The sequence below is a fragment of the Kribbella antiqua genome, assembly GCF_004345665.1.
Taxonomy (GTDB): Bacteria; Actinomycetota; Actinomycetes; order Propionibacteriales; family Kribbellaceae; genus Kribbella; species Kribbella antiqua.
The window spans coordinates 223,106-248,543 of the sequence record NZ_SLWR01000004.1 but is presented as its reverse complement, the minus strand read 5'-3'; the positions used below and the strand labels follow the sequence as shown (position 1 = coordinate 248,543).

Below are 25,438 nucleotides of genomic sequence, written 5' to 3'. Positions count from 1 at the left end.
TTGCGTGCGGAGGGCTGTGCGACGTCCGTGGTCGCGGCGCTGAGCGTCGTGGTCGCGGTGGTCGGCCATGTCCTGGCCGGTGGCGGACCCGTTCCTCTCGCGATGGTCGCACCGCTGCTCGCGCTGATGGCGGTTTGCTGGGTGCTGGGGGAGTACCTCGCCGACGAGCCGCTGCTGTCCGCTCTTGTGCTGGCCGGCGTGCAGTTCTTCGTGCATGTCAGCCTTGATGGATCGCATCACGTGCATCAGGGCATCCGGGGCAGTCTGTTCATGACCGCGACCCACCTCGCGGCGTTGCTCGCCGGCGTCCTGGCGATCAGCCGGGCCCATCGCTGGGTCTGTCGCGTGCTGCGGATCTTCGCGCGCCTCCTGCCGCAGCTTCCCGTCTTGATTCCGGTACGACGGTACGTCGCCGTACTGGCCGCCGCACCGGTCGAACCGCGACTCGTCCAGCGGTGGCTCACTTCCAACGTCTCCCGGCGCGGACCGCCGTTGTCACGCGTGATCCCAGCTCCGTCCTGACCGGCCGCGCTTTCGCGGTCGGGTGATTGTGTGTGACCGCGAAAGGTCTTTTCATGCTTTCGAGATTTGTCCTGCGTGCCGGCGCGATCGCTGCCGCGTCCACGCTCGTCCTGGCCGGTGCCGCCACCTCGGCGTCGGCTCATGTCACGGTGTCGTCGCCGGACGCCAAGCCCGGCGGGTACGCCAAGCTGGTGTTCCGGGTCCCGACCGAGTCCGACACCGCGAGTACCACCAAGCTTGTTGTATCGCTCCCCAAGGACCACCCGTTCGCGCATGTCGGTGCGCAGGTGAAGGACGGGTGGAAGGTGGTGAAGACGACCGAGAAGCTGGCCGCGCCGGTGAAGGTCGGCGACGTCACGCTGTCGCAGGCGATCACCACCGTCACCTGGACCGCGACCGGGGCAGGTGTGCCCGCGAACGACTTCGACGAGTTCGCCCTGTCGGTGGGCCGGCTGCCCGAGGGCGTCGATTCGCTGAGCTTCCCGGCTGTGCAGACCTACAGTGACGGCGAGGTCGTGCAGTGGGTGGACGGCTCCGAAGCGGAACACCCCGCGCCTGCCTTGAAGTTGGCGGCCGCGGTGACTCCGGTCGCCGCGTCATCCTCGCCGTCTTCGTCGGAGGACTCCTCTGATCCACTGGCCCGCGGCCTCGGTGGCGCCGGCCTGCTGCTCGGGCTGATCGGTCTGGGTCTCGGGTTGCGCTCTCGCAAGCCGGTCGGGGCTGGTACCTCGGAGTCCGGGAAGGCACAGTCGTAGTCGTGCGCCGGTTGATTGCGTTGCTGGTGGCGTCGCTGCTCGCTCTGGTGGTCTCCACCGGGGTGGCGGCGGCGCACGCCAAACTCGAGTCGATGACGCCCGCCGACGGTTCGTCCATGGCCGCGCCGCCGACGCAGGTGGTGCTGACCTTTAACGAACCGGTCGGCAGCAACGGCACGCAGGTCGCGGTGAGGTCGCCCAGCGGCAAGGACGTCGCGACCGGTGACGTGCAGGTGATCGACAACAAGGTGACCCAGCCGGTCGGCGCGATGGTTGAGGCCGGCAAATACCTGGTCGACGCTCGCGTCGTCTCTGCCGACGGCCATCCCGTCACCGTCAGCGGCTCCTTCACCGTCACCCACGCCGGCCACCCCGCGACCGAACCAGCGGGGTCGTCGCCGGCCACGAAGGACGACTCGAACACGGTCACCATCGTCGCCATGTGCCTGGTCATGCTCGTCGTCGTCGCCCTGGCCGTCGTCATCGTCCGCCGTCGGCCGGCGTCGTGAACTCGAAGGTGCTGAGCGGCAGCTTGGTTGCCGCCGGCATCGCCGTGATGGTCGTTGCCTTGGTCGTCGCGGGTGGTGCACCGTCGCGTCCACCTGCGGGGCTCATCGGTGCCGGATTGCCTTTGTCTTGGGCGGTTCCGGTACTGCGCTTTGTTGCCGACGCCGCAGCAATCGTCACTGGTGGAGCTGTGCTGACCGTCGTACTGTTGCTGCCCGCAACCGACGGGAGGGTGGAGACGCGGGCGTTGCGGGCGTGCCAGGACGCGGCTGTTGCCGCCGGTATCTGGGCGGTGGCGAGCATCGGCGGGCTGGTGACGTCGGCCGCGGTGATTCTGGGGATTCCGCTGAGTCACCTCGGCGAGCATGCGTCCGCGGCGGGTGAGCTCAACCAGGTCAGGGCGCTGGCGGTTGCCGTCGTACTCACGGCTCTTCTCGCCATGGTGCTCAGTGGATGCCGGACTCTCCGCGGCGCGCGGTTCGCGTTGGTACTCACGGCGGCGGCGCTGACCGGGCCGTTGTTGACCGGCCATGGCGCGATCGAGCGTACGAACATCTGGTCGGTCCTCGCGACCAGCTCCCTCGTCGTGCATGTCTTCGCGGCAACCGCCTGGATCGGCGGGCTGGGCGGCGTACTGCGCTACGCGCGCGAAGGCGAGGCGGTCGAGCGGTTCAGCCGGCTCGCCCTGGTGTGCGCGATCGCGATGGGCATCACCGGTCTGCTGACCGCGGAGATCCACCTCGGCGGACGCGAGGACGGCTGGGGCCTGATCACCCAATGGGTCACGAGCGGGTACGGCGCTCTGGTGTTCGCCAAGAGCGTGGCATTCGCCATCCTGGTGACCGTCGGCTGGTGGCATCGCCGTACGACGCTTCCTGACCTGGCGGCGGGCGATCCAGCGGCGTTCCGGCGACTGGCGGTGGTCGAGCTGCTGGTCATGGCAGCGACCGTCGGACTGGCCGTTGCCCTGTCGCGCACGCCCTGACCGTTCGTACTTGGTGATATGTCAACACAAGGCCGTACGATGGGTGGATGACGGATCCGCGGTGGCTGGACGCGCGCGAGGCGGCGCTCTGGCAGGCGTACCGGGACGCTTACCGCGAGCTGATGCGTGCCCTCGAGGCGCGCTTGATCGGCAATGCCGGGCTGTCCGGCGCCGACTATGCGCTGCTGCATCCGCTGTCCGTCGCGGAGAACGGCGTACTGCGGACGCGGGATCTGGGCCGGTCAGTCGGCTGGGAGCGCAGCCGGCTGTCGCATCAGGTCAGCCGGATGGAGAAGCGCGGGCTGGTCTGCCGCGAGGAGTGCGTCTCGGACGCCCGCGGCTCGATGGTTCGTCTCACCGACCTCGGCCGCAAAGCCATCGAGGCCGCCGCGCCGGACCACGTCGATGCCGTCCGCACCTACTTCCTCGACCAGCTGACGCCCGAGGAACAGGACCAGCTCAACGCCCTGCTGGGTCGCATCTCCGCCGGCATCCCCGCGGACCCCTGCGCCACCTCCGACTGCGACCAGTAGAACCCGCCCCGCAGCCGAGCCCACCTCGGCCTGCGTTCAACCTCCACGTCCCGCGGCGGCCAGGCTGCCTGTCCGGGGTCTTTGGTGTGCGTCATCACTTCTGGTACCCGGGAGTAAGACGGTGGTGACACGCCGTCACGGCCAGCGGCGGGCGACGCTGCCGGAAAGAATGATCTGGTCTTCTTCGGATGCGCGCTGAATTTGACAACGATTTTCATTACCGGCAGGATTCATGGCCGGTGACGCTGGGTGGTGGGCGTCGCCGGAGGACCTCTACCGTGAAGGAAACGCGCATGTCCGATGCTCTGAACAGGCGAAGCTTCCTAGGGTTGACCGGTGCAGCGGGGCTGGCGGCGCTGACCGGGTGCGGATCCGGCGGCGAGGCGGCCGCGCAACCGCGACAAGGCGGCCGGCTCCGCGCGGTGTATGCCGGCGGCGGCGCCAAAGAGGTCCTCGATCCGCACGTCCAGAGCCTTTTCGTCGACATCGCGCGGCACAAGGCGATGTACGAGAAGCTGGTCGAGCTCGGCCCCGACCTGAAGCCCGTGCCGCGGCTGGCGGAGAAGTGGGAACACGACGCGCAGGCGACAACTTGGCGGTTCACCCTTCGGGACGCGACCTTCCACGACGGGAAGAAACTCACCAGCGAGGACGTCCTGTACAGCCTCGCCCGCATCGCCGATCCCGCCGTACCGGAGCGGGTCGCCCAGTCGTCGCTCGCCACGCTCGATCTTCGCCGCAGCAAGGCGATCGACGCGCGTACGGTCGAACTCGTCCTGTCCGCGCCGAACGCGGAATTCCCTGCTCTGCTTGCGGGAATCGGCACGCAGATCGTCCGCGACGGGTTCAAGGACCCGACCAAGCCGATCGGCACCGGGGCGTTCCGGTTCGTCTCGTTCGACGCCGGTCGCTCTCTCGTGGCCAGCCGGTACGACGACTACTGGGACGAGCCGGCGCGGATCGAGGAGCTCCACATCCTGTCGGCCGAGTCCGAGGCTCGCGCGAACGCCGTACAGGGTGGTCAGGCGGAGTACGCGAACGACATGACCGCGACCTTCGCGCGTACGGCGGAAGCCGGGAAGACGGTGCGGATCGTCGCCGCCAAGGCGAGCACGATGCAGGCGTTCGTGATGAAGGTCGACCGGCCGCCGTTCGACAACCCGGACGTCCGGATGGCGTTCAAGCTGCTCGCCGACCGGCAACGGCTGGTCGATGTGGTGCTCGCCGGTCGTGGTGCCGTCGGCAACGATCTGTTCGGCAAGGGCTATCAGTACTACCCGGCCGACCTGCCGCAGCGTGAGCGGAATGTCGAGGAAGCCAAGGCCTTGCTGAAGAAGGCCGGCGTGCTGAACCAGGAGATCGAGTTCCTCACCGCGGACGCCTCGGCCGGATTCGTCGAGGCTGCGACGTTGTTCGCCGAGCAGGTCGCGGAAGCCGGGGTCAAGCTGAAGGTGACCACCGGCAGCTCACAGACTTACGCGAAGGATCTGCTCACCAAAGGTGCCATCGGCAACCATCGGTCCGGCGCGATGCCGATCCCGCAGTACATCACCGATCGGCTGCTGACCAAGTCGCCGTTCAACGTTACCCACTGGCGTCGGCCCGCCTTCGACTCCGGGTTCGCAGCCGCCCAGGTGCTGACTGACGAGACCGCGCGATCCACGAAGTACGGTGAACTCCAGCAAACGCTTCGCGACGACGGCGGCATCATCGCGTGGGGGCATCCGGACTACCTGGTCGCGGTGTCGGCCAAGGTGCAGGGCGTTGCCGCGGTGCCGCCGAACACGCTGGACTCCGGCCGGTTCGACAAGGTGTGGCTGGCCTGAATGCGGTCGTACGCCGCACAACGGGCCGCCCTTGCCCTCGTCCAGCTCGCCGTACTGTCGGTTCTTGTCTTCGTCCTCACGGCTCTGTTGCCGGGTGATGCGGCGGAGATGCGGTTCACGGAGACGCTGACACCGGAGCGGATCTCCCGGATGCGGACGCAACTCGGTCTCGACCAGCCGGCCCTCGAACGCTTCGGTCATTGGTTCGGCAATGTGCTCACCGGCGATCTCGGGACGTCGCTGATCAGCGGGGGCCCGGTGGCAGACATCATCAGACATTCGGTCGGCGCGACGCTGGTCCTCACCTTGGCGACTCTGGCGGTGGTCGTGCCGCTCGCCGTCGTTCTCGGCATCGTGATGGGCACCCGCGAGAACGGCCGACTCGATCGAGCAATCACCTCGGTCACCCTGGCTTTGTCGGCGATCCCCGACTTCGTGATCGCGGTTCTCCTGGTAGCCGTCTTCTCGTTGAAGCTGGGCTGGCTACCGGCGACCTGGGTCGGCGGCGATCTGCTGGCGAGCCCGGCCCTCCTGATCTTGCCGGTCGCGGTTCTCTTCGGCCGCACGGTCTGTCTCCTGTCCCGCCAGGTCCGGGCCGGCACGATCAGCGCGCTGCAGGCGGAGTACGTAGTACAGGCTCGGCGACTTGGCGTTCCGCGGCGGCAGCTGTTGCTCAGGCATGTGTTGCCGAACGCGGCGGTGCCTGGGGTGCAGGAGTTGGCGCGGACCGGGGACACGTTGCTCGGTGGGGTCCTGGTGGTGGAGGCGATCTTCGCGATTCCGGGCTTCGCGACGGCGCTCGTCGACGGGGTGGAGACGCGGGATGTGCCGGTCGTGCAAGGGCTGACGCTGGTACTCGCGGTCGCGGCGTTGGTGATCAACCTCGCCGCCGACCTGGTCTGCAACCGCCTGGTCCCGCGGACGGAGCTCCTCCGATGAAGGCCCGCTTGCCTTTGGCGGGTTCAGTCGCGCGTCTGCCGCTCGCTGTCTCGGCCGTACTCGTCGTCGTCCCGCTCCTGGTCGCCGTCTTCGGCCCCTTCGTCCACCTTGAAGCCGCCCCCGGCCTCCCCTACTCCTCCCAAGGTGTACTCGGGACGGACGGGCTCGGGCGGGACGTGCTGCAGCTATTGCTGAGCGGCGGTCGGACGGCGCTGGGGATGGCCTTTGGCGCGGTGCTGATCGCCTACATCGTCGGCGGTCTCATTGGACTGACGGCAGCGTCGACTCGGCACCGCTGGCTCGACGAAGCTTTGATCCGTCCGCTTGACGTACTGCTCCCGCTGCCTTCTCTCCTCGTGATCAGCGTGGTCGCCGTCGGCTGGCGCGCATCGGCGCTCGCAATCACCTTCGCCGTTGCCATGGTCAACGTCCCGACGGTCGCGCGACTGGTGCGGGCGGCTGCCCTCGACGCGGCGAGCAGCCCGGTCGTCGAGGCGCTCCGGATGCAACGCGAGAGCTGGTTCGGTATTCATCTCGGGTACGTCGGTCGTGCGGTGCTGGGACCAGTTGCCGCGGATATCGGTACCCGGATCACCCTCGCCGTCTTCCTGGTTGCCTCGGTCAACTTCCTCGGTCTCGGCTTGAGCCCGACCGCGCCGGACTGGGCGGTCAGCGTGTCTCGCAACCGTGAAGGGCTGCTGCTGCAACCGTGGGCGGTACTCGCGCCCGCCTTCATGCTGGTGTCGTTCACCCTGGGCTTCAACCTGCTGGCGGATCGCCTGGTCCACCGCTCCCGCCGCTTGGTGGAGGTGGCCCGATGAACCCCGTCGTTCAGGTCATCCGGCTGGCTGCGACAGCAGGTGAATCGATCCTTGTAGACAACGTTTGCTTCGATGTGTGGCCGGGGCAGGTGACGGCGCTGGTCGGTGCATCGGGCTCGGGTAAGACGACGTCGGCGCTGGCGCTGTTGGGTGAACACGGCAACGGTGTGCGTCTCGGCGGAACAGTCGAGGTCGACGGCCAAGTGGTTGTCGACCGCAACGGGCCGACCTCTGCCGCGGCCGGCGTGAAAGGCCGGGTCGTGGCGTATATGCCGCAGCACCCGGGCAGCGCGCTCAATCCCGCGCGGCGGATCGGCGCGACGCTGCGCGAACTGGAGCGACTGCACCATCCGACGGAGAACGTTGTCGTTGAAGCACTGCGAGCGGCGCAGCTGCCGAGTGACCCGAAGACGCTCAAGCGATTCCCGCATCAGTTCTCCGGCGGGCAGCGGCAGCGGATCGCGATGGCGCAAGCGCTGACGTGCCGGCCGAAGGTGCTGGTGCTGGACGAACCGAGCACCGGCCTCGACTCGATCACCCGCCTGCAGCTCGTCAGTGAGCTGGAGGGTCTCGCCGACGGCGGCCTCGGCATCCTGCTGCTCAGCCACGACCTCGACCTCGTCCGCGCGCTCGCCAGCCAGGTCGTCGTACTGTCGGCCGGTCAAGTGATCGATTCCGGCGGGCCTGAGGTGCTTGCCGTAGCGCCGGAGCTCGCCCCGGCGGGAACCACGGCCGCGGGCAAACCGTTGCTCAAGGCAATGAGCCTGTCAGCGTCGCTGCGCCCCCGCGGCCGGGATCCGATTCTGCACGGGGTCGATCTCGCCGTACGGCCCGGTCACTGTATCGGCATCGTCGGGCGGTCCGGGAGCGGCAAGACCACGCTCGCTCGCTGCGTGGCCGGTCTGCACGAGCGCTACACCGGCCGACTGCTACTCGACGACCAGTCCCTGCCTGTACTGCGGAAGCGGTCGCTCGAGCAGAACCGGCGGATCCAATACGTCTGGCAGGAAGTCCGCGGCTCGTTCGATGAACGCCGTCCGGTCGACCAGCAAGTGGCCCGCACAGCTCAACGACTGCGGGGTCTGCGCCACACCGAAGCCGACGCGGAGGCTGTCGCGACCCTCGCCAGGCTGGGTGTCTCCGCGATCACGGCTGGCCGGCCGCCGAGCCGGCTCTCCGGCGGCGAGCTGCAACGCGCCGCACTCGCCCGGGCCGTGCTCGCGCATCCCGACGTACTGATCTGCGACGAGATCACCACGGCCCTCGACGATCACGGTACGGCGCTCGTCGTCGAACTGCTCACCGAGTTGAAGGACCGCGGTACGGCGCTGGTCTGGATCGGCCACGATCTCGGCCTGGTCGCGGCCGTGTCCGACCACGTGCTGGTGATCGAAGCCGGTCGGGTGATCGAGCAAGGTCCACCGGCGACCGTGATGACCGAACCGAAGCACGACCTGACCCGGCGGCTGGTGAGGGCTGCCCGGATTGGCCACCGGCCACCTGATTCTCCGCCCGTGTTGACCAGCAGCAATGACACGAGGAGCGAACCGCGCCGATGACGTCCAGACTGCACGACCACCTGGCGGAGGCGATCAAGGACCCGGATCCGATCCGGGTTGGCGACGACCTGATCTGCCTGCGGTTCGAGACGATGAAGGTGTACTCCGCGCTCGGCGCCGTACGCCATCTGCTCGAGACCGGGGCCGTCCGTCCCGGAGACACGCTGATCGACAGCTCGAGCGGGATCTACGCGCACGCGCTGGCGCTGGCGTGTCACCGCTATGGGATGAAGTGCCACATCGTCGGCTCGACCACCGTCGACCGGACGCTGAAGATCCAGCTGGAGATCCTCGGCGCGACCGTCGAACAGGTGCCGTCGTCGAACAACCTGCAGCTCGACCAGAACCTGCGGGTCCGGCGGATCGGCGAGATCCTGCGCGACAACCCGTCGTACCACTGGATGCAGCAGTATCACGACGACATCCACTACCTCGGGTATCGCGCGATCGCCGACCTGATCGGCGAACTCGTGCCGGCCGGTCCGCTCTGTCTGGTCGGCGGGGTCGGGACCGGCGCGTCGACCGGGGCGATCGCGGAGTACCTGCGGGACCGGGGCCGGGACGTGAACCTGGTCGGGGTGCAGCCGTTCGGGAGTATCACCTTCGGGGCCGGGCACACCCAGGATCCGGACATGATCATCGCGGGGATCGGGAGCTCGATCGAGTTCCGCAACGTGCGGCACGAGTTGTACGACCGGTTGCACTGGATCTCGTTCGACTACGCGATGTCGGCGGCGGTGGATCTGCTCCGGACGTCCGGGGTGTTCGCCGGATTGTCGGCGGGGGCGGCGTACCTGTCGGCCCTGTGGGAACACAACTGCGACAGCAGCCGCAAGCACGTGTTCCTGGCCGCGGACACCGGGACGCGGTACGTCGAGTCGGCGTTCGCGCGGCATGCCGAGGCGCGGCCGATGGCGTCGATGCGGCCGCGAGAGATTTCCTCGCTGGATGAGCTGGCGGTGCCGTGGTCGGCCATGTCGTGGGACCGGCGGGAATCGGCCTGGGCCCGGCACGAGGAGTTCCCATCTGCGACACCGTCGCATTAAGCTGACGACTATGACGGGGTATGTGCTGCTGCCGCAGTTGTTCACGGCAACGGAAGTGGACCGGCTGCGGGACGTGGTCGAGGAAGTGCTTAGCGCCGAACCGGACCGCGTCCGATCGTCGCTCGCTCCTGTACTGCTTCCAGCCCGCGGGTCGTCCAGAGTTGTCCGCCCTCTCTTATGACCCTGAAAGGCTGGCCGATCTGCCATGACCGCTTCCGTGGCTGAACTGACTTCCTCCGTCCTCGCCGGTTCTCTTGGCCCTGCTCCTTCCTCGTTCGATGTCACGAGCGCGTTCTGGCTGCACCACACCACGCGGCTGCCCGGGGCCGACGTCACCTACCGGAATTACTATGTGCTGCTCCGTGTCGGCGAGGTCTTCGGTGCCTGCTCGTTCGAGTCCGGTGAGCTCGATCCGTCGTACTGCGCTGATACCTCGGGTCTGACGCTGGACGACGTACTGCGGTCTGATGCGGCGCTGCCGGTGAAGATCGCTGCGCTGGATGCTTATCTGGCGGCGGTCGAGCCGCATCACGTGTCGGCGCTGGCGGAGGAGGTCGTGCTTCCCGCTGGTACGCCGGATGTTCGCGCGCGGGCCCGCGATGCGGCGGTAGCGGGACTGCTGGAGGTCGCGCCCGGGTCGAAGGTCGCGCTGATCGGCGTGGTGAACCCGTTGGTCGAGGCAATCACCGCGCGCGGCGGAGTTTGTCTGCCGTGCGATTTCAACCTTCGCGAGACCGCGTCCGGGCTGCCGGTTTCCCGCGACATGACGGCGGTTGTCGACGCTGCCGACGCTGTGGTGGCGACCGGAATGACCTTGTCCAACGGGAGTTTCGACGTTCTCCTCGATCGTTGCCGCCAGCAAGAAAAGCCGTTGGTCGTCTATGCTCAGACCGGAAGCGCAGTCATCCGCTCCTTCCTCGGCTCCGGCGTGACCGCCCTCTCCGCCGAACCCTTCCCCTTCTCTCAATTCAGCTCCCGCCCGAGCAGCCTCTACCGCTACCACTCCAGGACGGACAAATGAGCACCCACAGTCAGAACCCAGCCATCTCCACGCCGGTGGTCGCCCCGCGGCCGGCCGAGGTGCCGGGGGATTTGTGGATGGCTCGGCGGCTTTGGCCGTTTTTGCTGGCTTCGGCGGTCAGTCTTATTCCGTTTACGGTGTTCGGGATGTATTTGGTGCCGATCGCGGCGGCCGCGGATGGGAATGTGGCGGAGATCGGGGGACTGCGCGGGCTGGGCGGGCTGGCGGCGTTGATTGTCGGGTTCTCGCTGGCGCCGTTGATCGACCGGATGGCGCGGGAGTTGGTCGCCGCCGGAGGGCTTGCGTTGCTGGGGTTGTCGGCGGCGTTGGGTGCTATCGGCAACGTGTTTGCCCTGGCCGCGTTCTGCTTGCTGATCGGCGCGTCGACCTCGATCCTCGCGCCTTCGATCGGTGCCGCCGCGGCTGACCGGTTCAAGACCCCGGCAGCCGCTGGCCGGGCCGCGACGCTGGTGTCCGCGACCACCTCGGCGATGGCGATGCTGGCCGCGCCGGTTCTCGCCGTACCGGGTCTGCTGTGGGGATGGCGCGGAAACCTGCTCGCCGCGTCCGCCATCTCACTCGCGCTCTCGGCCGCGTTCTTCTGGCGCGGTCGCGGCCGCAAAGCGCCGCTCAGGACCGAGCGGGTCAGCTACCTGGCGACGTACCGCGAACTGGCCCGCATCCCTGGCGCCCTGCCGCTGCTCGTGGTCGCCATGCTCCGGACCGCCGCGTTCATGGGGTACCTCGCCTACCTCGCAGCGTTCTACGACCAGACGTTCGACCTCGCGCCGGGCTGGTTCGCGCTGGTGTGGTCGCTCAGCGGCGCGTCGTTCTTCGTCGGCAACCTGCTGGCCGGCCGCTACATCGCGCTCGAGCGCCAGTGGATCGGCCCGGAGAAGATGCTCCTCGTCGCTCTCGCGGTCGCGCTGACCAGCGTGGTCGCCTTCTACTTCTCGCCGACCCTCCCGCTGACGCTCCTGCTCACCGCCCTGATGGGCGCGAGCCACGCGACCGTCGCCGCCTGCGTCACCACCTTGCTGGTACGGCGAAGTGGCGACCTCCGCGGCTCCGCGCTCAGCGTCAACGCCGCCGGGATGAGCCTCGGCACGTTCCTCGGCGCGGCGCTCGGCGGTCTCGGTCTCGGCCTCGGTGGATACCCCGGCACCGCCCTGACTTTCGCGTCGATCACCCTGATCGCGGTCATATTCGCCCTGCGAGTTAGAGCCTGACGGAGTTATCGTTCCGTCTCATGGAGAACCTGCCCGAGCGTCAGCACCCGCACGCGCACCTACGCGCTTCCGACACCGATCGCGACCAGGTCGTCGACGTACTGCGGGACGCCCTGATGTCCGGGCGGTTGAGCCAGGACGAGCACGCCGAGCGGCTCGAGCAGACGCTGCAGGCGAAGACCCTGGGCGAACTCGAGCCGATCACCCGCGACCTCGTCGTACCGGGGCAGGGTCCGGCGCCGGTACCGGCCGCCGCGGTGTCGAACAGCCCGGTGCCGATCGAGGAGCCGGCGAACCCGGCGGACAGCTTCGACACCATGGTCGCGATCTTCGGCGGCGGCGAGCGGAAGGGCCGCTGGCGGGTCAAGCGCCGGACCAACGCGGTCGCGGTGTTCGGCGGCCACGACCTAGACATGACTGACGCCGTGTTCGAGGGCCGTGAGGTGACGATCTGGGCGTTCGCGGTCTTCGGCGGGATCGACATCACCGTGCCGGACGCGGTCGGCGTCCGCAACGAGGGCGTCGGCATCTTCGGCGGCTTCGCGGCTCGCGGCGGCGACAACCCCGACCCGAACGCCCCGGTCGTCGTCGTGAAGGGCCTAGCCCTCTTCGGCGGCGTCGGCGGCCAGGTCTCCTCCAAGCGCCACAAGAAACGCTTCAAGAACCCCGGCGGCCACGGCCACAGTCATGGCCACGGCCAGCTAGGTCATTGAGCCCGGCACATCCGCTTCGCACCCGGCCCACAGTTGGTGGGTTCACCCACGAGCTTGCGGGTTCCCCCGCGACATCCGGGCCGTGAACCCACAAGCTGATGGGTGAACCCATCAAATGCCGGGGAGGGTCGCGCTCGGCTCAGGTCAGATCCAGGACTTGAACCACATGCGGCTCAGCCAGGCCGAGTGGGGGAGAACCTTGTCGGTCAGGATCGGCCAGATGTAGGCGAAGTTCAGCACCACGAGTACGACGAACGCCCCGACGACCGCGCTGCCGACCAATCGGCGCGTGGTCGCCTGGCCGAACGCCGTCCGGGCTGGGCCGAGGATTTTGCCGAGGACCAGGGCGAGCGCCATCACCGTGAACGGGATCATGGTGACGGCGTAGAAGAAGAAGATCGGTCTGTCGTCGAACGCGAACCAGGGCACCCAGCAGGTGATGTAGCCGACGATGGCGACGCCGAATCGCCAGTCACGCTGACCCAGCCACAGGATCAGCGCCGCGATCAGCGCCAGCGCGCCGCCCCACCACAGCAGCGGAGTGCCGAGCGCGGAGATCACCGACAGGCAGTTCTGCCCGGCCGTCGGGGAGCAGCCCTGCATACCGGGCTTGATGTCGTTCACCGCGTCGAACCCGATCGGGCGGGCGATGATCGGCCAGCCGGCCGGGTGCGACTGGTACGGGTGGGTGGCGTTTTTGATGTAGTCGCCGGTGTGGAAGGCGAGCACTTCCTGGTGGTAGTGGATCAGGGAGCGGAAGTCGTCCGGGACCACCTTCATCACGCCGGTCGCCGGATTCTTCGACGCGTAGTCGTGGTCGTAGGCGTTGTCGTGCAGCAGCCAGCCGGTCCAGGTCGCGGCGTAGGTGACCACCGCGACCAGCACGATGCTGAGGAACGCCGGGATGCCGTCGACCAGCGCCGACTTCACGAACGCGAACCGGACCCCGAGCGCCCGCCGGGCGCCGAGGTCCCAGGCGAAGACGAGGATGCCGAACCCGGCGATCACCCAGACGGCGGACCACTTGGTGCCGAGCGCCAGGCCGAAGCAGATGCCGGCCAGGATCCGCCACGGACGGATCAGCAACCAGCGTCCGACCTTGCCGTCAGGGTTCGGCTTGTCGAGGGACTCGGCGTGCCGGCGGCGGGTCCAGTCCCGGTCGGCGACCAGGCAGGAGATCGCTGCGACCAGCCAGAACGCCAGGAAGATGTCGAGCAGCGCGACCCGGGACATGACGAAGTGCAGACCGTCGACGGCCAGCAGCAGGCCGGCGATGCAGCCGATCAGGGTGGAGCGCGACATCCGCCGTACGGTCCGGATCAGCAGCAGGACCGTCAGGGTGCCGAACAGGGCCGGCATGAACCGCCAGCCGAACGTGTTCATCCCGAACAGTTGCTCGCCGGCGGCGATCATCCACTTGCCGACCTCGGGGTGCACGGTCAGGCTCGGGGTCGCCTTGAAGACGTCCAGGTTGCCGGCCAGGATCGCCTTGTCCGCGGCGCCCTCCGGCTGGTCGATGAACTGCCGCGCGTACCCGAACTTGAGCAGGCTGAACGCGTCCTTGGCGTAGTACGTCTCGTCGAAGACGAACTTCACCGGCGTACTGAGGTGCCAGAACCGCAGGAACCCGGCCAGCGCGGTGATCGCCACCGTGGCGATCCAGCCGCCGTCGAAGTCCTTCGGCATGGCCGGATACAGCCGCTCCTTCAGCGGCGGCAGCCGCCTCCCGAGCACGTCCCGCCCCAGCGTCTCCCGCGCCTCGGCAGCGTCACCCCGCCGAACGGTCCCGTCCTCGATCACAGCAGTCACGCCCGCCATGGTACGGACGCTCTGGTACCACCACCGCCGGGGCCGTCCGAAGCGCCCCCTGTGGACAACCGAAAATCATCCACCGAACCTTCTACACTGAGTAACATGAGCACGCCACGAGAAGAGATGCACGCGCTGATTGACACCCTGTCGGACAGCGCCGCGGCTGATCTCCTGCCAGAGCTTCGGCTGCTCAAGTTGCAGTCCGAGGCTCGGGTCGAGCGCGCGCACGGCTCCGGCAGCTGGCCGCCTTCATGGTTCGGTGCTGTCGCAGGAAGCCGCCCGGACCTGTCCGAGCACATCGATGACATCCTCAGGGCAGAGTTCGGACGCGACGCCAAGTGATCGTTGTCGATTCCGGACCGCTGGTTGCCGCCGCAATCAGCACGGACATCAATCATCAGCGCTGTGTCGACCTCTTCGCCTCGCTGCGTCTCAACGGCGAGCGGCTGGTCGTGCCGCCTTTCGTCGTGACCGAGGTGTGCTACTTCCTCGCGCGCGAGGGTGGCTCCAAGCCGGAGGCCGCCTTCGTCCGGTCGCTCGCGGTCGGTGATTTCACCATCGCCCCGGCGACGGCCGCAGGGCTAGAGCGCATTGCTGACCTGATCGGCCAATACGCGGACCTCCCATTGGGCTTGGTGGACGCGTCGGTGGTGACGCTGGCGGAGCAACTTGAAGTCGAGGAGATCGCGACGTTGGACCGCAGACACTTCAGCGTCGTTCGGCCACAGCACGTCGACGCCTTTGCGCTGTTGCCATGACCGGGCGATTGGTGTTGGCGGGGACTCCTATTGGGGATGTGGGGGATGGGTCGCCTCGGTTGCGGAGGGTGCTTTCCGAGGCTGATGTGGTGGCGGCCGAAGACACGCGGCGGTTGCGGCGGTTGACGTCCGAGCTGGGGATCACCGTCGGCGGGCGGGTGGTGAGTTACTTCGAGGGGAATGAGCGGGAGCGGACGCCGGAGTTGCTGGAGGCGCTGACCGCGGGGCAGACCGTGGTGGTGGTGACGGATGCGGGGATGCCGAGTGTGTCGGATCCTGGGTATCGGCTGGTGGCCGCGGCGATCGAGGCCGGGGTCGACGTCACCGCGGTTCCCGGGCCGTCCGCCGTACTGACGGCTCTGGCTCTGTCTGGTCTCCCGGTGGATCGGTTCACGTTCGAGGGGTTCCTGCCGCGGAAGGCGGGGGAGCGGGCGCGGCGGCTGGGGGAGCTGGCGGACGAGCCGCGGACGATGGTGTTCTTCGAGGCGCCGCACCGGCTGGCGGCGTCTCTGGAGGCGATGGCCGAGGCGTTCGGCGCGGATCGTCGTACGGCGGTCTGCCGCGAGCTCACCAAGACGTATGAAGAGGTCAAGCGCGGCCCGCTCGCGGACCTCATCAGCTGGGCGAAGGACGGCGTACGCGGGGAGATCACCGTCGTCGTCGCCGGCGCGGACCCACACAAAACCCTCACCCCGGCGGAGCTCGCCGAAGAGGTCGCCGCCGACGAGGAAGCCGGAACACCCCGTAAACAGGCCATCGCGGACGTCGCCAAGCGCTTCAACGTGCCCAAGCGGACCGTGTACGACGCCGTACTCGCGGCCCGGGACCCTGGTAAATAGCGCTGGTCCGCGGCACTACCCTTGAAGACATGTCCGAGAAGGCCTATTACGTCACCACCCCGATCTACTACGTCACGGCCGCGCCGCACATCGGCAGCGCGTACACGACGGTGGCCGGGGACGTCCTGACCCGCTGGCACGCCCAGCGCGGTGAGCGCAAGTGGTACCTGACCGGTACGGACGAGCACGGCGAAAAGGTGATGCGCAGCGCGCAGGCCCAGGGCATGACGCCGAAGGAGTGGACCGACAAGCTGGTCGAGGAGGCCTGGAAGCCGGCCTGGGTCGACGTCGACATCGCGTACGACGACTTCATCCGGACCACCGAGCAGCGGCACACCGAGCGGGTCCGCGAGTTCTGGCAGAGGCTCTACGACAAGGGCGACGTCTACAAGGGCGAGTACGAGGGTCTGTACTGCGTCGGCTGCGAGGAGTTCAAGCTCCCCGCCGACATCCGGACCGACGAGGACGGCACCCAGCGGTGCATGATCCACGGCACCGAGCTGGAGACGGTCTCGGAGACGAACTACTTCTTCCGGCTCTCCGCGTACGCCGACAAGCTGCTCGAGCTCTACGAATCGCAGCCGGACTTCGTCGCCCCGGCGAGTGCCCGCAACGAGGTGATCGCGTTCGTCAAGCAGGGCCTGCAGGACCTGTCGATCACGCGGTCGACGTTCGACTGGGGCATCCCGGTGCCGTGGGACGAGGAGCACGTCCTCTACGTCTGGATCGACGCCCTGCTGAACTACGTGTCCGCGGCCGGTTACGGCACCGACCCGGAGCGGTTCGAGCAGCTGTGGCCGGTCGACGTACACCTGGTCGGCAAGGACATCCTCCGGTTCCACGCGGTGATCTGGCCGGCCATGCTGATGGCTGCCGAGGTCGCCGTACCGCGGCAGGTGTTCGCGCACGGCTGGCTGCTGGTCGGCGGCGAGAAGATGAGCAAGTCCAAGCTGACCGCGATCGCGCCGCACGAGATCACCGATCACTTCGGCTCGGACGCGTTCCGGTACTACTTCCTGCGGACGATCCAGTTCGGCTCCGACGGCTCGTTCTCCTGGGAGCACCTGAGCGCGGTCTACACCTCCGAGCTCGCCAACGGCCTGGGCAACCTGGCCAGCCGGATCGCGGCGATGGTCGGCAAGTACTTCGACGGTGCCTTGCCCGAGCCGGCCGACCACGGCCCGGCCGAGCAGGCGCTGGCCGACAAGCTGGCCGCGACCGTGGCGACCGCGGACAAGGCGATCGACACCCTCGCCTTCCAGGACGCCCTGGCCGCGATCAACGACCTCGTCGGCGCCATCAACGGCTACGTCACCGAGCAGGAACCCTGGAAGGTCGCCAAGGACGACTCCCAGCGCGCCCGCCTCGCCACCATCCTCTACTCCTCCGCCGAGGCTCTCCGCGCGGTCGCCGTACTCCACAACCCGACCATGCCCAAGACCTCCGCGAAGCTCTGGACGCTCCTGGGCGCCGAGGAAAAGCTCGGCTCCCTGAAGGACCAGCGGATCCAGGACGCCGGCACGTGGGCCCAACTCCCACCCGGCGCCATCCTCACCAAGGGCGACGCCCTGTTCCCCCGCCTCGAAGAATCCTGACGGTTTAGTATCACTGAGGATAGTATCTTTGATGATACTATCCTCAGTGATACTTTGCTGAGGAGGTGACCGGGTGCGGCGGTTCATCGGTCGGGCTCACGAGCTGGGCGTACTGCGTGATGCGCTGACGCGGATCCGGTCGAACGCCGTCCAGCCGGGGGAGTGCATCCTGATCCGGGGCCGCCGCCGGGTCGGAAAGTCGAGCCTGGTCGAGGAGTTCCTGCGGACGGCGGACACGCCGTACGTCTTCTTCACGGCAGCCGGCCGGTCGGCCGAGGATGAGCTGACGGAACTGGCCGAGGCGGTCGCTTCATCGAACCTGCCCGACCGGGAGCTCTTCGCCGAAGAGGCGCCCACCCAGTGGAGCGCCGCCCTGCGTCTGCTCGCGGAGCTGCTGCCGGACGATCAGCCCAGCGTCGTGGTGATCGACGAGGTTCCGTACTTGATGGATCGTGTGGACGCCTTCGAGGGTGTGCTGCAGCGGGCGTGGGACCGATTGCTCAGTCGCAAGCCTGTGCTTCTGCTGCTCGTCGGTTCGGACCTGTCGATGATGGAGTCCCTGAACAGTTATGAACGGCCGTTTCACCAGCGTGGTCGCGAGATGGTCGTCGGTCCGCTCACGCCGGCCGATCTCGCGGACATGCTCGACCTTCAGCCCGCCGTGGCCTTCGATGCGGCACTGGTGACCGGTGGATTGCCCTTGATTTCCAGGGATTGGCGGCCGGGCGGCACGCTGCGCGACTTCCTGAAGACGTCCCTGAGCGATCCGACTTCCCCGCTGCTGGTGTCGGCGGAGCGGTCGCTGGCGGCCGAGTTTCCGCCGCGAGCGCTGGGTGGTGAGGTACTGCGCGCGCTCGGAAGCGGCGAACGGACGTTCAGCAACATCGCCCGTGCTGCCGGCGGACTCCAGCACGCCAGTCTGACCAGGGCGATGCAGATCTTGACGGACAAGGGCATCGTCGTGGGTGAGCTGCCCGTCTCACTGTCCCCCTCGAAGGAGCGTCGGTATCGGATCGCTGATCCTTACCTGCGGTTCTGGTTGACCTTTCTCGCGCCGCACATGGCCGAGATCGAGCGGATGCGTGGCGACCTGGCCCTGGTTCGGATCGAGGAGAACTGGAGCACCTGGCGCGGTCGTGCGGTCGAGCCGCTGATCCGCGAATCCCTGGCCCGCTTGCTCCCGGACGACCATTTGCCCGCGGCACCTGTCGTCGGCGGATATTGGACCCGGAGCAACGATGTCGAGATCGACCTGGTCGGCGCCGACCGCGGCCCGGTGGCCAAGGAGCTCCTGTTCCTCGGTTCGATCAAGTGGCTGGAAAACAGTCACTTCGATGCGCGTGACTTGGCTGCTCTCCAGCAGCACCGCAGTCGGCTGACGGACGATCCGGTTCCTCTGGTGGCAGTCTCGCGCAACGGGGTCACAGCGATCGGCCTCGATGCGGTCTACGGTCCGGCCGAACTGCTGGCCGGCTGGTCTGTGCACTAGACCGCTGTTGCGTGGTAGAGGGCGGCGGCTTGGGTTCGGGTGGTTACGGCGAGTTTGGTGAGGATGTTGGCTACGTGGAACTTCACCGTGGATTCGCTGATGTGGAGGTCGTCGGCGATGGAGCGGTTGCGGTGGCCTTGGGCCAGGCGTTCGAGGACTTCGAGTTCGCGGGTGCCGAGGGTGGCGAGCGGGTCTGACTGGATCGGCTGAGGCGATGCGTGCGCCTTGAGGGTGATCCGGGCGGTCAGGCCCCAGCCGGGTACGGCGTCCAGGTCCAGGTCGCCCTCATGGAGTCGGAGGCGTTCGGCGAGTTGACCCAGGTCGAGGACGTCCTCGAGTCGCCCCGGGCCGTCATCACGGACGGTCGACTGGAGCTCCGTCCCGTCCCACCGCCAGCCCACGCGGATCCGCCGTACCGGATCTTGAGTGAGCATCGCCAGTACGACGGAACGGACGGCGACCCGGCCCGCGTGGGCGACCCCGGCGGAGATCAGCCGGTCGTTGCCGGGTGCATCCAGTTCGAGCTCGACCGGGCCGTGTCGGAGCAGGGCGCGGAGTGAGTCGGCGAGGCGATCGAACGCCTTGCCCACCGGTTCCTCGCCGCTCAGCACCCGATCCCGCTGGGAGTCGTTGCGGAGCTCGGCCAGCCCGTTCAGCGCGAGATCGACGGCCATCGAACGGGCCGAGGTGTCGTCGATGCGCTGGTTCCGCAGTACGCCGAGGAGGGTGGCGAGCGTGGCCGCGTGAGCTTCACCGAGTTCGGCGGCGACGTCGTTGCGGGCCTGGGCGACGGCCCGCGTTTGCGCGAGGTGACTCGGCTCTTGCTCGAGCGTGAGCCGGTACATGTGCGTGGTGAACAGGTCCCACATCGCCTGGACCAGACCAGCTTCGGCTGCCGGCGTCTCGTCGTACCGGATGAAGACGGCCACCGAACCCCGGGGCGCCCGGTCGCTGGCGATGGCAAGGACGGGGTGGATCGAGCCTGCGATCGGTACGACGCCCTGCCACGGCTGCCCGGCGGTGACGGTGCCGAGCAGGCCGGCCAGGTCGGCACCGGTGATGGCCTTGGCAAGCGCGGGCTCGCCGACCGCGGTGACTGGCGTAGCCGCGCATTGGCTGGCGAGTTGCGCGATCGCCCGGTGCGGGATCAGCTCGGCGGTCGCGGCGGAGAACCGGGTCAGGATCTCGTCCGCCGGCCCGTCGAGGATCTGCGCCGCGGCCGCCAGCAGTTCCGCCGCGTCGAGGCTCTTCGTCAGCATGTCGTTCAGGGTACGTCGGTTGATGCGTCCACCCGAGCCCGTCTTTCGGATGGGGGAGAACTGTCCGAACGGCCAGTCGGAATATCTGCGGACTCCGGCACGCTTACTTGAAACATCAACCAATCGATGGAGGCTTTCATGCAAGCGGTGGTTTTCGAGGAGTTCGGCGGTCCCGAGGTGTTGCGGACCGAGGACGTGGCCGAGCCGCACCCCGGACCGGGTGAGGTGCGGGTCAGAGTCCGTGCCGCCGGGGTGAACCCGATGGACTTCAAGATCCGCCACGGCTGGGTCCAGGCGTTCATGCCCATCACCTTCCCGGCCACGCCCGGGCTCGAGGTCGCCGGTGTGGTCGACGAGGTCGGCGAGGGTGCGGAGTTCGCGATCGGTGACGAGGTGGTCGGCTGGTCCAAGACCGGCGCCTACGCCGAGCACGCTGTCGTCGGCAACGTCGTACGCAAGCCCGCCGCGGTCAGCTGGGAGCAGGCGGTCGGCCTGCCCGTCGCCGGTGAGACGGCGCAGCGTGTGCTCGACGAGCTTGGCGTGAAGGAGGGCGAGACGCTGCTTCTGCACGGCGCGGCCGGCGCGGTCGGCTCGATCGCGGCACAGCTTGCCGTGGCCGCCGGTGTCACGGTCATCGGTACGGCGTCGCCCGTGAACCACGACTTCCTGCGTCAGCTCGGGGCCATCCCGGTCGAGTACGGCGAGGGGCTGCTGGACCGGGTCCGCGAGGCCGCACCGCAGGGGATCGACGCGGTGTTCGACACCGCAGGCCAGGGCGGCCTGGAGGAGTCGATCGAGCTCCGCGGCGGCACAGACCGCATCGTCACCATCGCCGCCATGACCGCCGGCGACCTAGGGATCGCGTTCTCCACGGGCGGCAGCGCGCCCGACGTTGCGGCCGCCGGCCTGACGAACCAGCTCCAGGCGGCCGCCGACGGCAACCTCCGGGTCCGCATCGCCGAGACCTTCGCGTTGGCCGACGCCGCCAAGGCCCAGGAGCTCAGCGAATCCGGCCACGCCCGCGGCAAGGTCGTCGTACTCCCGTAATCCCGTCGCATGCGGCCGGCTGTGCTTCTACAGTCGGCCGCATGGCAACCATCCTGTCCGCCGTGGCCTGGCCGTATGCGAACGGTCCCAGGCATATCGGCCATGTGTCCGGCTTCGGTGTTCCCTCCGATGTGTTCAGCCGGTACCTGCGGATGGCCGGCTACGACGTGCTGATGGTGTCGGGGACGGACGAGCACGGTACGCCGATCCTCGTCCAGGCCGAGCGGGAAGGCGTGTCGCCGCGCGAGCTCGCGGATCGCTACAACCGGGTGATCGTCGAGGACCTGCAGGGCCTCGGACTCTCCTACGACCTCTTCACCCGCACCACCACCCGCAACCACCACGCCGTCGCGCAGGAGCTCTTCAAAACCGTTCACCGCAACGGATATCTCGTCCCGAAGACCACGATGGGCGCAATCTCACCATCGACCGGACGGACTCTTCCGGACCGCTACATCGAGGGCATCTGCCCGATCTGTGGGTACGACGGAGCGCGCGGCGACCAATGCGACAACTGCGGCAACCAGCTCGACGCGATCGACCTGCGGAACCCGCGCAGCCGGATCAACGGCGAGACTCCGGTCTTCGTCGAGACCGAGCACTTCTTCCTGGACCTACCGGCCCTCGCGGACGCGCTCGGCTCCTGGCTGCAGACCCGTACCGGCTGGCGGCCGAACGTGCTGAAGTTCGCGTTGAACCTGCTGGACGACGTCAAACCGCGGGCGATGACCCGCGACATCGACTGGGGCATCCCGGTCCCGCTGCCGGGGTGGGACGACAACCCGAACAAGCGGCTGTATGTGTGGTTCGACGCGGTGATCGGTTACCTGTCCGCGAGCATCGAGTGGGCCCGCCGCAGCGGTGATCCGGATGCGTGGCGCAAATGGTGGTGCGACCCGGAGGCGCAGTCGTACTACTTCATGGGCAAGGACAACATCACCTTCCACGCCCAGATCTGGCCGGCCGAACTCCTTGCCTACAACGCATCGCCCGGTGAGTACGGCGTACTGAACCTGCCGACCGAGGTGGTGAGCAGCGAGTTCCTCACCATGGAGGGCCGGAAGTTCTCGTCCAGCCGGTCGGTGGTGATCTACGTCCGCGACGTCCTCGAACGCTACGGCCCGGACGCGTTGCGGTACTTCATCTCCGTTGCCGGGCCGGAGACCCAGGACACCGACTTCACCTGGGCGGAGTTCGTCCGTCGCAACAACGACGAGCTGGTCAGCACGTGGGGCAACCTGGTCAACCGGACCGCGTCGATGATCGCGAAGAACTTCGGCGCGATCCCGCAAGCGTCGAACCTGACTGCGGCCGACCACGAGGTCCTTGCCGTCAGCAAGAAGGCGTTCGATGCCGTTGGCGACCATCTGCGGCACCAGCGGCTGAAGCTCGCGATCGGCGAGGCGATGCGGAACGCTGCCGAGGCCAACCAGTACCTCTCCGAGCAAGCGCCATGGAAGGAGCCGGATCAGGAGCGCAAGGCAACGATCCTCCATGTCGCCGCGCAGCTCGTGTCCGACAGCAACCGCTTACTGGCGCCGTTCCTGCCCCACTCCGCACAACGCGTCCATGAGGCCCTGGGCGGCACCGGCCAGTTCCTGCCACAGCCGGAAATCGTTGACGCAGCCGACCTCGACGGCGGCCCGTCGTACCCGATCATCACCGGCGACTACTCAGCGCAACCCCGATGGGCATCGGAGTCCGTCGTACCGGGAACTCCAATCAAGCCGCCGACCCCGATCTTCGCGAAGCTGGCGCCTGAAGTGGTCGACGAGGAGCTGGCCCGGCTCGGGTGACGCTTTTGTACAAGACCGTAAGGCCAGGGCGTCGTACGGTCGGGGGAGAGAGAGGAGTTGAGGAGCATGACGAACTATCTGGCTACCGCCGAGACCGACATCAGCGCCTCACCCGCCCGCGTGTGGGAGGTGCTGACCGATCGCGATCAGCTCAAGGAGATCTGGTTCGGCGCCGATGTGAAGACGGACTGGCAGGAAGGCAGTCCGGTCACGTGGAGCGGTGAATGGGAGGGCAAGGCCTACGAGGACAAGGGCGAGATCCTGGAGGCCGACCCCGGCCGGCTGCTGAAGGTGACGCACTGGAGTCCGTTGACCGGCCAGCCCGACGTACCGGAGAACTACCACACGCTCACCTACGAGCTGGACGACCACGGTACGTCGACGCACCTGAAACTCACCCAGGACAACAACAGCTCCCAGGAAGAGGCCGAGCACTCCAAAGGCATGTGGGACATGCTCGTCACCAAAGTCAAGGAAGCCGCCGAGTCATAGGGCGCCTCTCCCCATCCCCGCGCGTGATACGGGATCGGGAGAGCAGTCATAGAGGTCAGTAATCTGATCCCTATGGCTAGAGATGGTGTGGAAGTCGACCGGCCGACGCGCGAGCGGGCGCCCATCGGGGAGGACGGCCGCTCGCGGGACCGGAGCCGGCCGGCGGTGCCCGATCCGCTGCCGATGAGTGTGGTCGACGCGCACTGCCATCTGGACATCGCCGACGGCGAGGACGGCGCCTGGTTGAGCCCGGCCGACGCGATCAAGCTGGCCTCGTCGGTCGGCGTCACCAGGATCGTCCAGGTCGGCTGCGACCTGCCCGGCGCGCTCTGGGCGGTCGAGGCCGCCCAGCAGTACAAGAGCGTCGTCGCCGGTGTTGCGCTGCACCCCAACGAAGCGCCCAAGCTGAAGGCCGCCGGCGAGCTCGACAGCGCGCTGGCCGAGATCGAGCGGCTGGCGAAGAGTTCGGACAAGGTCCGGGTGATCGGCGAGACCGGACTGGACTACTTCCGCACCGGCGAGGACGGCCGCGCCGCACAGCACGAGTCGTTCGCCGCGCACATCGAGCTGGCCAAGCGCCTGGACAAGACGCTGATGATCCACGACCGGGACGCACACGACGACATCCTGAAGATCCTGGACCGCGAAGGCGTGCCGGACCGGCTGGTGATGCACTGCTTCTCCGGCGACACCGAGTTCGCCCGCGAGTGCGCGAACCGCGGCGCGTTCCTCAGCTTCGCCGGGGTGGTGACGTTCAAGAATGCCCAGTCGCTGCGGGACGCGCTCGCCGTGACGCCGCTCGACCGCGTCCTGGTCGAGACCGACGCGCCGTACCTGACCCCGTCCCCGCATCGCGGGCAGCCGAACGCGTCGTACCTGATCCCGCACACGGTCCGGAAGATGGCCGGTGTGCTGAACATCTCGGTCGCGGAGCTCTGCGACGCCCTGAACACCAACGCGAACAGGGCCTTCGGCGGCCCATGGTGAAGGTCCTGACGGACGCGGACATCCGTCGACTCGCCCCAGAAGCCGCGGTCGAGTGGATGCGGGAGGCGATTCTCGCCGCCCACACCGGCCGGCTGCAGACCCCGCCGCGGGTGTCCGCGGACCTCGGCGACGGGAAGCTCGTCTTCACCACCGGCGCACTGACCGGGGAGTGGTACGGCTATCGCTCGTACGACTCCTTCGACACCGATCCGGGCAGCCAGCTGGTCGTCGTCCACGACTGGCACACCGGCGCTGTCCGCGATGTTGCCATCGGCAACGAGCTGGGCCCGCGCCGGGTTGGCGCGATCGGCGCGGTCGCGGTCGACGCTCTGGCCAATCCGGACGTGACCACCCTCGGCCTGATCGGTACCGGAGCGCAGGCCTGGACCCAGCTGTGGGCGATCGCGACGGTCCGCCAGCTCAGCGAGGTCCGTGTCTTCAGCCGTGATCCAGTACGGCGAAACGCCTTTTCTGCAAGGGTTTCCGCAGAGCTCGGACTGCCGGCGTCACCGGCCGAGTCGGCCCGTGACGCCGTCGAGGGACGCGAGATCGTCGTACTCGCGACCAACAGCCCGACCCCGGTGATCGAGGCCGACTGGGTCGCGCCCGGCGCCTACGTGACCACGCTCGGACCGAAGCAGATAGGTCGCGCCGAGTTCGGTCCCGGCCTGGTCGCTCGGGCGGATGTCGCCGTGACGGACTCGGTCGCGCAGACGTCGGCGTACGACCCGCCGTTCATCCTCACCGGGACGCCGCAGCACGACCGCCTGACGAGTCTCGGCGCCGTGCTGGCCGGCGACGCGCCCGGCCGCACGACGCCGGACCAGACCGTGATCTTCTGCTCGGTCGGGCTCGCTGGGACCGAGGCGTTCCTGCTGGCGCGGCTGATAGAGCGGGGCTGATAGACA

Annotated in this window: 25 protein-coding genes; 23 read left to right on the top strand and 2 right to left on the bottom strand. The window is 68.0% G+C overall.

Going from position 1 to position 25,438, the window contains the following annotated elements:
* From EV646_RS38860 to EV646_RS13655, 13 genes are all read left to right on the top strand, one after another.
* The gene (locus tag EV646_RS38860; protein ID WP_158290957.1) at window positions 1-522 is read left to right on the top strand and encodes a hypothetical protein; all 522 of its coding nucleotides are present in this window, start codon (window positions 1-3) and stop codon (window positions 520-522) included.
* A 53-nt stretch (window positions 523-575) separates the two neighbouring features.
* Window positions 576-1,277, top strand: coding sequence for a YcnI family copper-binding membrane protein (locus EV646_RS13715; protein WP_132148335.1), 702 nt, complete (start codon window positions 576-578; stop codon window positions 1,275-1,277).
* 2 nt (window positions 1,278-1,279) lie between these two features.
* Window positions 1,280-1,786, top strand: a complete 507-nt coding sequence (locus EV646_RS13710; RefSeq protein ID WP_241995908.1) for a copper resistance CopC family protein — start codon at window positions 1,280-1,282, stop codon at window positions 1,784-1,786.
* The gene (locus EV646_RS13705; RefSeq protein ID WP_241995906.1) at window positions 1,783-2,769 is read left to right on the top strand and encodes a copper resistance D family protein; all 987 of its coding nucleotides are present in this window, start codon (window positions 1,783-1,785) and stop codon (window positions 2,767-2,769) included. Before EV646_RS13710 ends, EV646_RS13705 begins: the two co-directional genes overlap by 4 nt.
* A 47-nt stretch (window positions 2,770-2,816) precedes the next feature.
* Entirely contained in the window at window positions 2,817-3,302 is a 486-nt protein-coding gene (locus EV646_RS13700) for a MarR family winged helix-turn-helix transcriptional regulator (protein WP_132148333.1), read from the top strand.
* A 293-nt stretch (window positions 3,303-3,595) separates the two neighbouring features.
* Window positions 3,596-5,128, top strand: a complete 1,533-nt coding sequence (locus EV646_RS13695; protein ID WP_132148331.1) for an ABC transporter substrate-binding protein — start codon at window positions 3,596-3,598, stop codon at window positions 5,126-5,128.
* Window positions 5,129-6,067, top strand: coding sequence for an ABC transporter permease (locus EV646_RS13690; RefSeq protein ID WP_132148329.1), 939 nt, complete (start codon window positions 5,129-5,131; stop codon window positions 6,065-6,067).
* Window positions 6,064-6,888: an ABC transporter permease gene (locus EV646_RS13685; RefSeq protein WP_132148327.1), complete on the top strand. Its 825-nt coding sequence runs from the start codon at window positions 6,064-6,066 to the stop codon at window positions 6,886-6,888. Before EV646_RS13690 ends, EV646_RS13685 begins: the two co-directional genes overlap by 4 nt.
* Entirely contained in the window at window positions 6,885-8,447 is a 1,563-nt protein-coding gene (locus EV646_RS13680) for an ABC transporter ATP-binding protein (protein WP_132148325.1), read from the top strand. Before EV646_RS13685 ends, EV646_RS13680 begins: the two co-directional genes overlap by 4 nt.
* Window positions 8,444-9,493, top strand: coding sequence for a pyridoxal-phosphate dependent enzyme (locus tag EV646_RS13675; RefSeq protein ID WP_199236963.1), 1,050 nt, complete (start codon window positions 8,444-8,446; stop codon window positions 9,491-9,493). The genes EV646_RS13680 and EV646_RS13675 overlap by 4 nt, the downstream gene beginning before the upstream one ends.
* Window positions 9,494-9,710: 217 nt before the next feature.
* Window positions 9,711-10,514, top strand: a complete 804-nt coding sequence (locus tag EV646_RS13665) for a Rossmann-like domain-containing protein (protein ID WP_241995905.1) — start codon at window positions 9,711-9,713, stop codon at window positions 10,512-10,514.
* A 77-nt stretch (window positions 10,515-10,591) separates the two neighbouring features.
* Entirely contained in the window at window positions 10,592-11,743 is a 1,152-nt protein-coding gene (locus EV646_RS13660) for an MFS transporter (RefSeq protein WP_132148910.1), read from the top strand.
* A 20-nt stretch (window positions 11,744-11,763) separates the two neighbouring features.
* On the top strand, window positions 11,764-12,456 hold the full coding sequence (locus tag EV646_RS13655; RefSeq protein ID WP_132148321.1) for a DUF1707 SHOCT-like domain-containing protein: 693 nt from the start codon (window positions 11,764-11,766) through the stop codon (window positions 12,454-12,456).
* 144 nt (window positions 12,457-12,600) lie between these two features.
* Here the strand turns inward: EV646_RS13655 and EV646_RS13650 are convergent, their stop codons facing one another.
* A complete protein-coding gene (locus tag EV646_RS13650) occupies window positions 12,601-14,274 on the bottom strand; it encodes a dolichyl-phosphate-mannose--protein mannosyltransferase (protein ID WP_132148319.1) in 1,674 nt (557 codons plus the stop codon).
* Between the two features lie 96 nt (window positions 14,275-14,370).
* Here EV646_RS13650 and EV646_RS13645 point away from each other — a divergent pair, with 96 nt between their 5' ends.
* The 5 genes from EV646_RS13645 to EV646_RS13625 all read left to right on the top strand — a co-directional run bounded on the left by EV646_RS13645 (window position 14,371) and on the right by EV646_RS13625 (window position 18,949).
* Entirely contained in the window at window positions 14,371-14,610 is a 240-nt protein-coding gene (locus EV646_RS13645; protein WP_132148317.1) for a hypothetical protein, read from the top strand.
* Complete coding sequence (locus EV646_RS13640; protein WP_132148315.1) at window positions 14,607-15,026, top strand: type II toxin-antitoxin system VapC family toxin; 420 nt, start codon at window positions 14,607-14,609, stop codon at window positions 15,024-15,026. The genes EV646_RS13645 and EV646_RS13640 overlap by 4 nt, the downstream gene beginning before the upstream one ends.
* Window positions 15,023-15,865, top strand: a complete 843-nt coding sequence (gene rsmI / locus EV646_RS13635; RefSeq protein WP_132148313.1) for a 16S rRNA (cytidine(1402)-2'-O)-methyltransferase — start codon at window positions 15,023-15,025, stop codon at window positions 15,863-15,865. Before EV646_RS13640 ends, rsmI begins: the two co-directional genes overlap by 4 nt.
* 29 nt (window positions 15,866-15,894) lie before the next feature.
* Window positions 15,895-17,460 (top strand): methionine--tRNA ligase, encoded by a 1,566-nt coding sequence (gene metG, locus EV646_RS13630; RefSeq protein ID WP_132148311.1) that lies wholly within the window; start codon window positions 15,895-15,897, stop codon window positions 17,458-17,460.
* Window positions 17,461-17,533: 73 nt separating this feature from the next.
* A complete protein-coding gene (locus EV646_RS13625; RefSeq protein ID WP_132148309.1) occupies window positions 17,534-18,949 on the top strand; it encodes an ATP-binding protein in 1,416 nt (471 codons plus the stop codon).
* On the opposite strand, the gene EV646_RS40625 is transcribed toward EV646_RS13625, so the two are convergent.
* A complete protein-coding gene (locus EV646_RS40625) occupies window positions 18,946-20,208 on the bottom strand; it encodes a helix-turn-helix domain-containing protein (protein WP_132148307.1) in 1,263 nt (420 codons plus the stop codon). The genes EV646_RS13625 and EV646_RS40625 overlap by 4 nt on opposite strands.
* A gap of 138 nt (window positions 20,209-20,346) precedes the next feature.
* Here EV646_RS40625 and EV646_RS13615 point away from each other — a divergent pair, with 138 nt between their 5' ends.
* The 5 genes from EV646_RS13615 (at window position 20,347) to EV646_RS13595 (ending at window position 25,432) form a co-directional block, all read left to right on the top strand.
* Window positions 20,347-21,255, top strand: a complete 909-nt coding sequence (locus EV646_RS13615) for an NADP-dependent oxidoreductase (RefSeq protein ID WP_132148305.1) — start codon at window positions 20,347-20,349, stop codon at window positions 21,253-21,255.
* A 41-nt stretch (window positions 21,256-21,296) separates the two neighbouring features.
* The gene (gene metG / locus EV646_RS13610; RefSeq protein WP_132148303.1) at window positions 21,297-23,051 is read left to right on the top strand and encodes a methionine--tRNA ligase; all 1,755 of its coding nucleotides are present in this window, start codon (window positions 21,297-21,299) and stop codon (window positions 23,049-23,051) included.
* A 66-nt stretch (window positions 23,052-23,117) separates the two neighbouring features.
* Window positions 23,118-23,543 (top strand): SRPBCC domain-containing protein, encoded by a 426-nt coding sequence (locus EV646_RS13605; protein ID WP_132148301.1) that lies wholly within the window; start codon window positions 23,118-23,120, stop codon window positions 23,541-23,543.
* Between the two features lie 72 nt (window positions 23,544-23,615).
* Window positions 23,616-24,530 carry a TatD family hydrolase gene (locus tag EV646_RS13600; protein WP_132148299.1) on the top strand — a complete coding sequence of 305 codons (915 nt, stop codon included), beginning with the start codon at window positions 23,616-23,618 and terminating at the stop codon, window positions 24,528-24,530.
* Window positions 24,524-25,432, top strand: a complete 909-nt coding sequence (locus EV646_RS13595) for an ornithine cyclodeaminase family protein (RefSeq protein WP_132148297.1) — start codon at window positions 24,524-24,526, stop codon at window positions 25,430-25,432. Before EV646_RS13600 ends, EV646_RS13595 begins: the two co-directional genes overlap by 7 nt.
* Window positions 25,433-25,438: the final 6 nt, after the last annotated feature.

Coding starts and splice junctions, on each gene's coding strand:
- EV646_RS13715 (WP_132148335.1), top strand. CDS start 576: ATGCTTTCGAGATTTGTCCTGCGTGCCGGCGCGATCGCTGCCGCGTCC.
- EV646_RS13700 (WP_132148333.1), top strand. CDS start 2,817: ATGACGGATCCGCGGTGGCTGGACGCGCGCGAGGCGGCGCTCTGGCAG.
- EV646_RS13695 (WP_132148331.1), top strand. CDS start 3,596: ATGTCCGATGCTCTGAACAGGCGAAGCTTCCTAGGGTTGACCGGTGCA.
- EV646_RS13690 (WP_132148329.1), top strand. CDS start 5,129: ATGCGGTCGTACGCCGCACAACGGGCCGCCCTTGCCCTCGTCCAGCTC.
- EV646_RS13685 (WP_132148327.1), top strand. CDS start 6,064: ATGAAGGCCCGCTTGCCTTTGGCGGGTTCAGTCGCGCGTCTGCCGCTC.
- EV646_RS13680 (WP_132148325.1), top strand. CDS start 6,885: ATGAACCCCGTCGTTCAGGTCATCCGGCTGGCTGCGACAGCAGGTGAA.
- EV646_RS13675 (WP_199236963.1), top strand. CDS start 8,444: ATGACGTCCAGACTGCACGACCACCTGGCGGAGGCGATCAAGGACCCG.
- EV646_RS13660 (WP_132148910.1), top strand. CDS start 10,592: ATGGCTCGGCGGCTTTGGCCGTTTTTGCTGGCTTCGGCGGTCAGTCTT.
- EV646_RS13655 (WP_132148321.1), top strand. CDS start 11,764: ATGGAGAACCTGCCCGAGCGTCAGCACCCGCACGCGCACCTACGCGCT.
- EV646_RS13650 (WP_132148319.1), bottom strand. CDS start 14,274: ATGGCGGGCGTGACTGCTGTGATCGAGGACGGGACCGTTCGGCGGGGT.
- EV646_RS13645 (WP_132148317.1), top strand. CDS start 14,371: ATGAGCACGCCACGAGAAGAGATGCACGCGCTGATTGACACCCTGTCG.
- rsmI (WP_132148313.1), top strand. CDS start 15,023: ATGACCGGGCGATTGGTGTTGGCGGGGACTCCTATTGGGGATGTGGGG.
- metG (WP_132148311.1), top strand. CDS start 15,895: ATGTCCGAGAAGGCCTATTACGTCACCACCCCGATCTACTACGTCACG.
- EV646_RS40625 (WP_132148307.1), bottom strand. CDS start 20,208: ATGCTGACGAAGAGCCTCGACGCGGCGGAACTGCTGGCGGCCGCGGCG.
- EV646_RS13615 (WP_132148305.1), top strand. CDS start 20,347: ATGCAAGCGGTGGTTTTCGAGGAGTTCGGCGGTCCCGAGGTGTTGCGG.
- metG (WP_132148303.1), top strand. CDS start 21,297: ATGGCAACCATCCTGTCCGCCGTGGCCTGGCCGTATGCGAACGGTCCC.
- EV646_RS13605 (WP_132148301.1), top strand. CDS start 23,118: ATGACGAACTATCTGGCTACCGCCGAGACCGACATCAGCGCCTCACCC.
- EV646_RS13600 (WP_132148299.1), top strand. CDS start 23,616: ATGGCTAGAGATGGTGTGGAAGTCGACCGGCCGACGCGCGAGCGGGCG.
- EV646_RS13595 (WP_132148297.1), top strand. CDS start 24,524: ATGGTGAAGGTCCTGACGGACGCGGACATCCGTCGACTCGCCCCAGAA.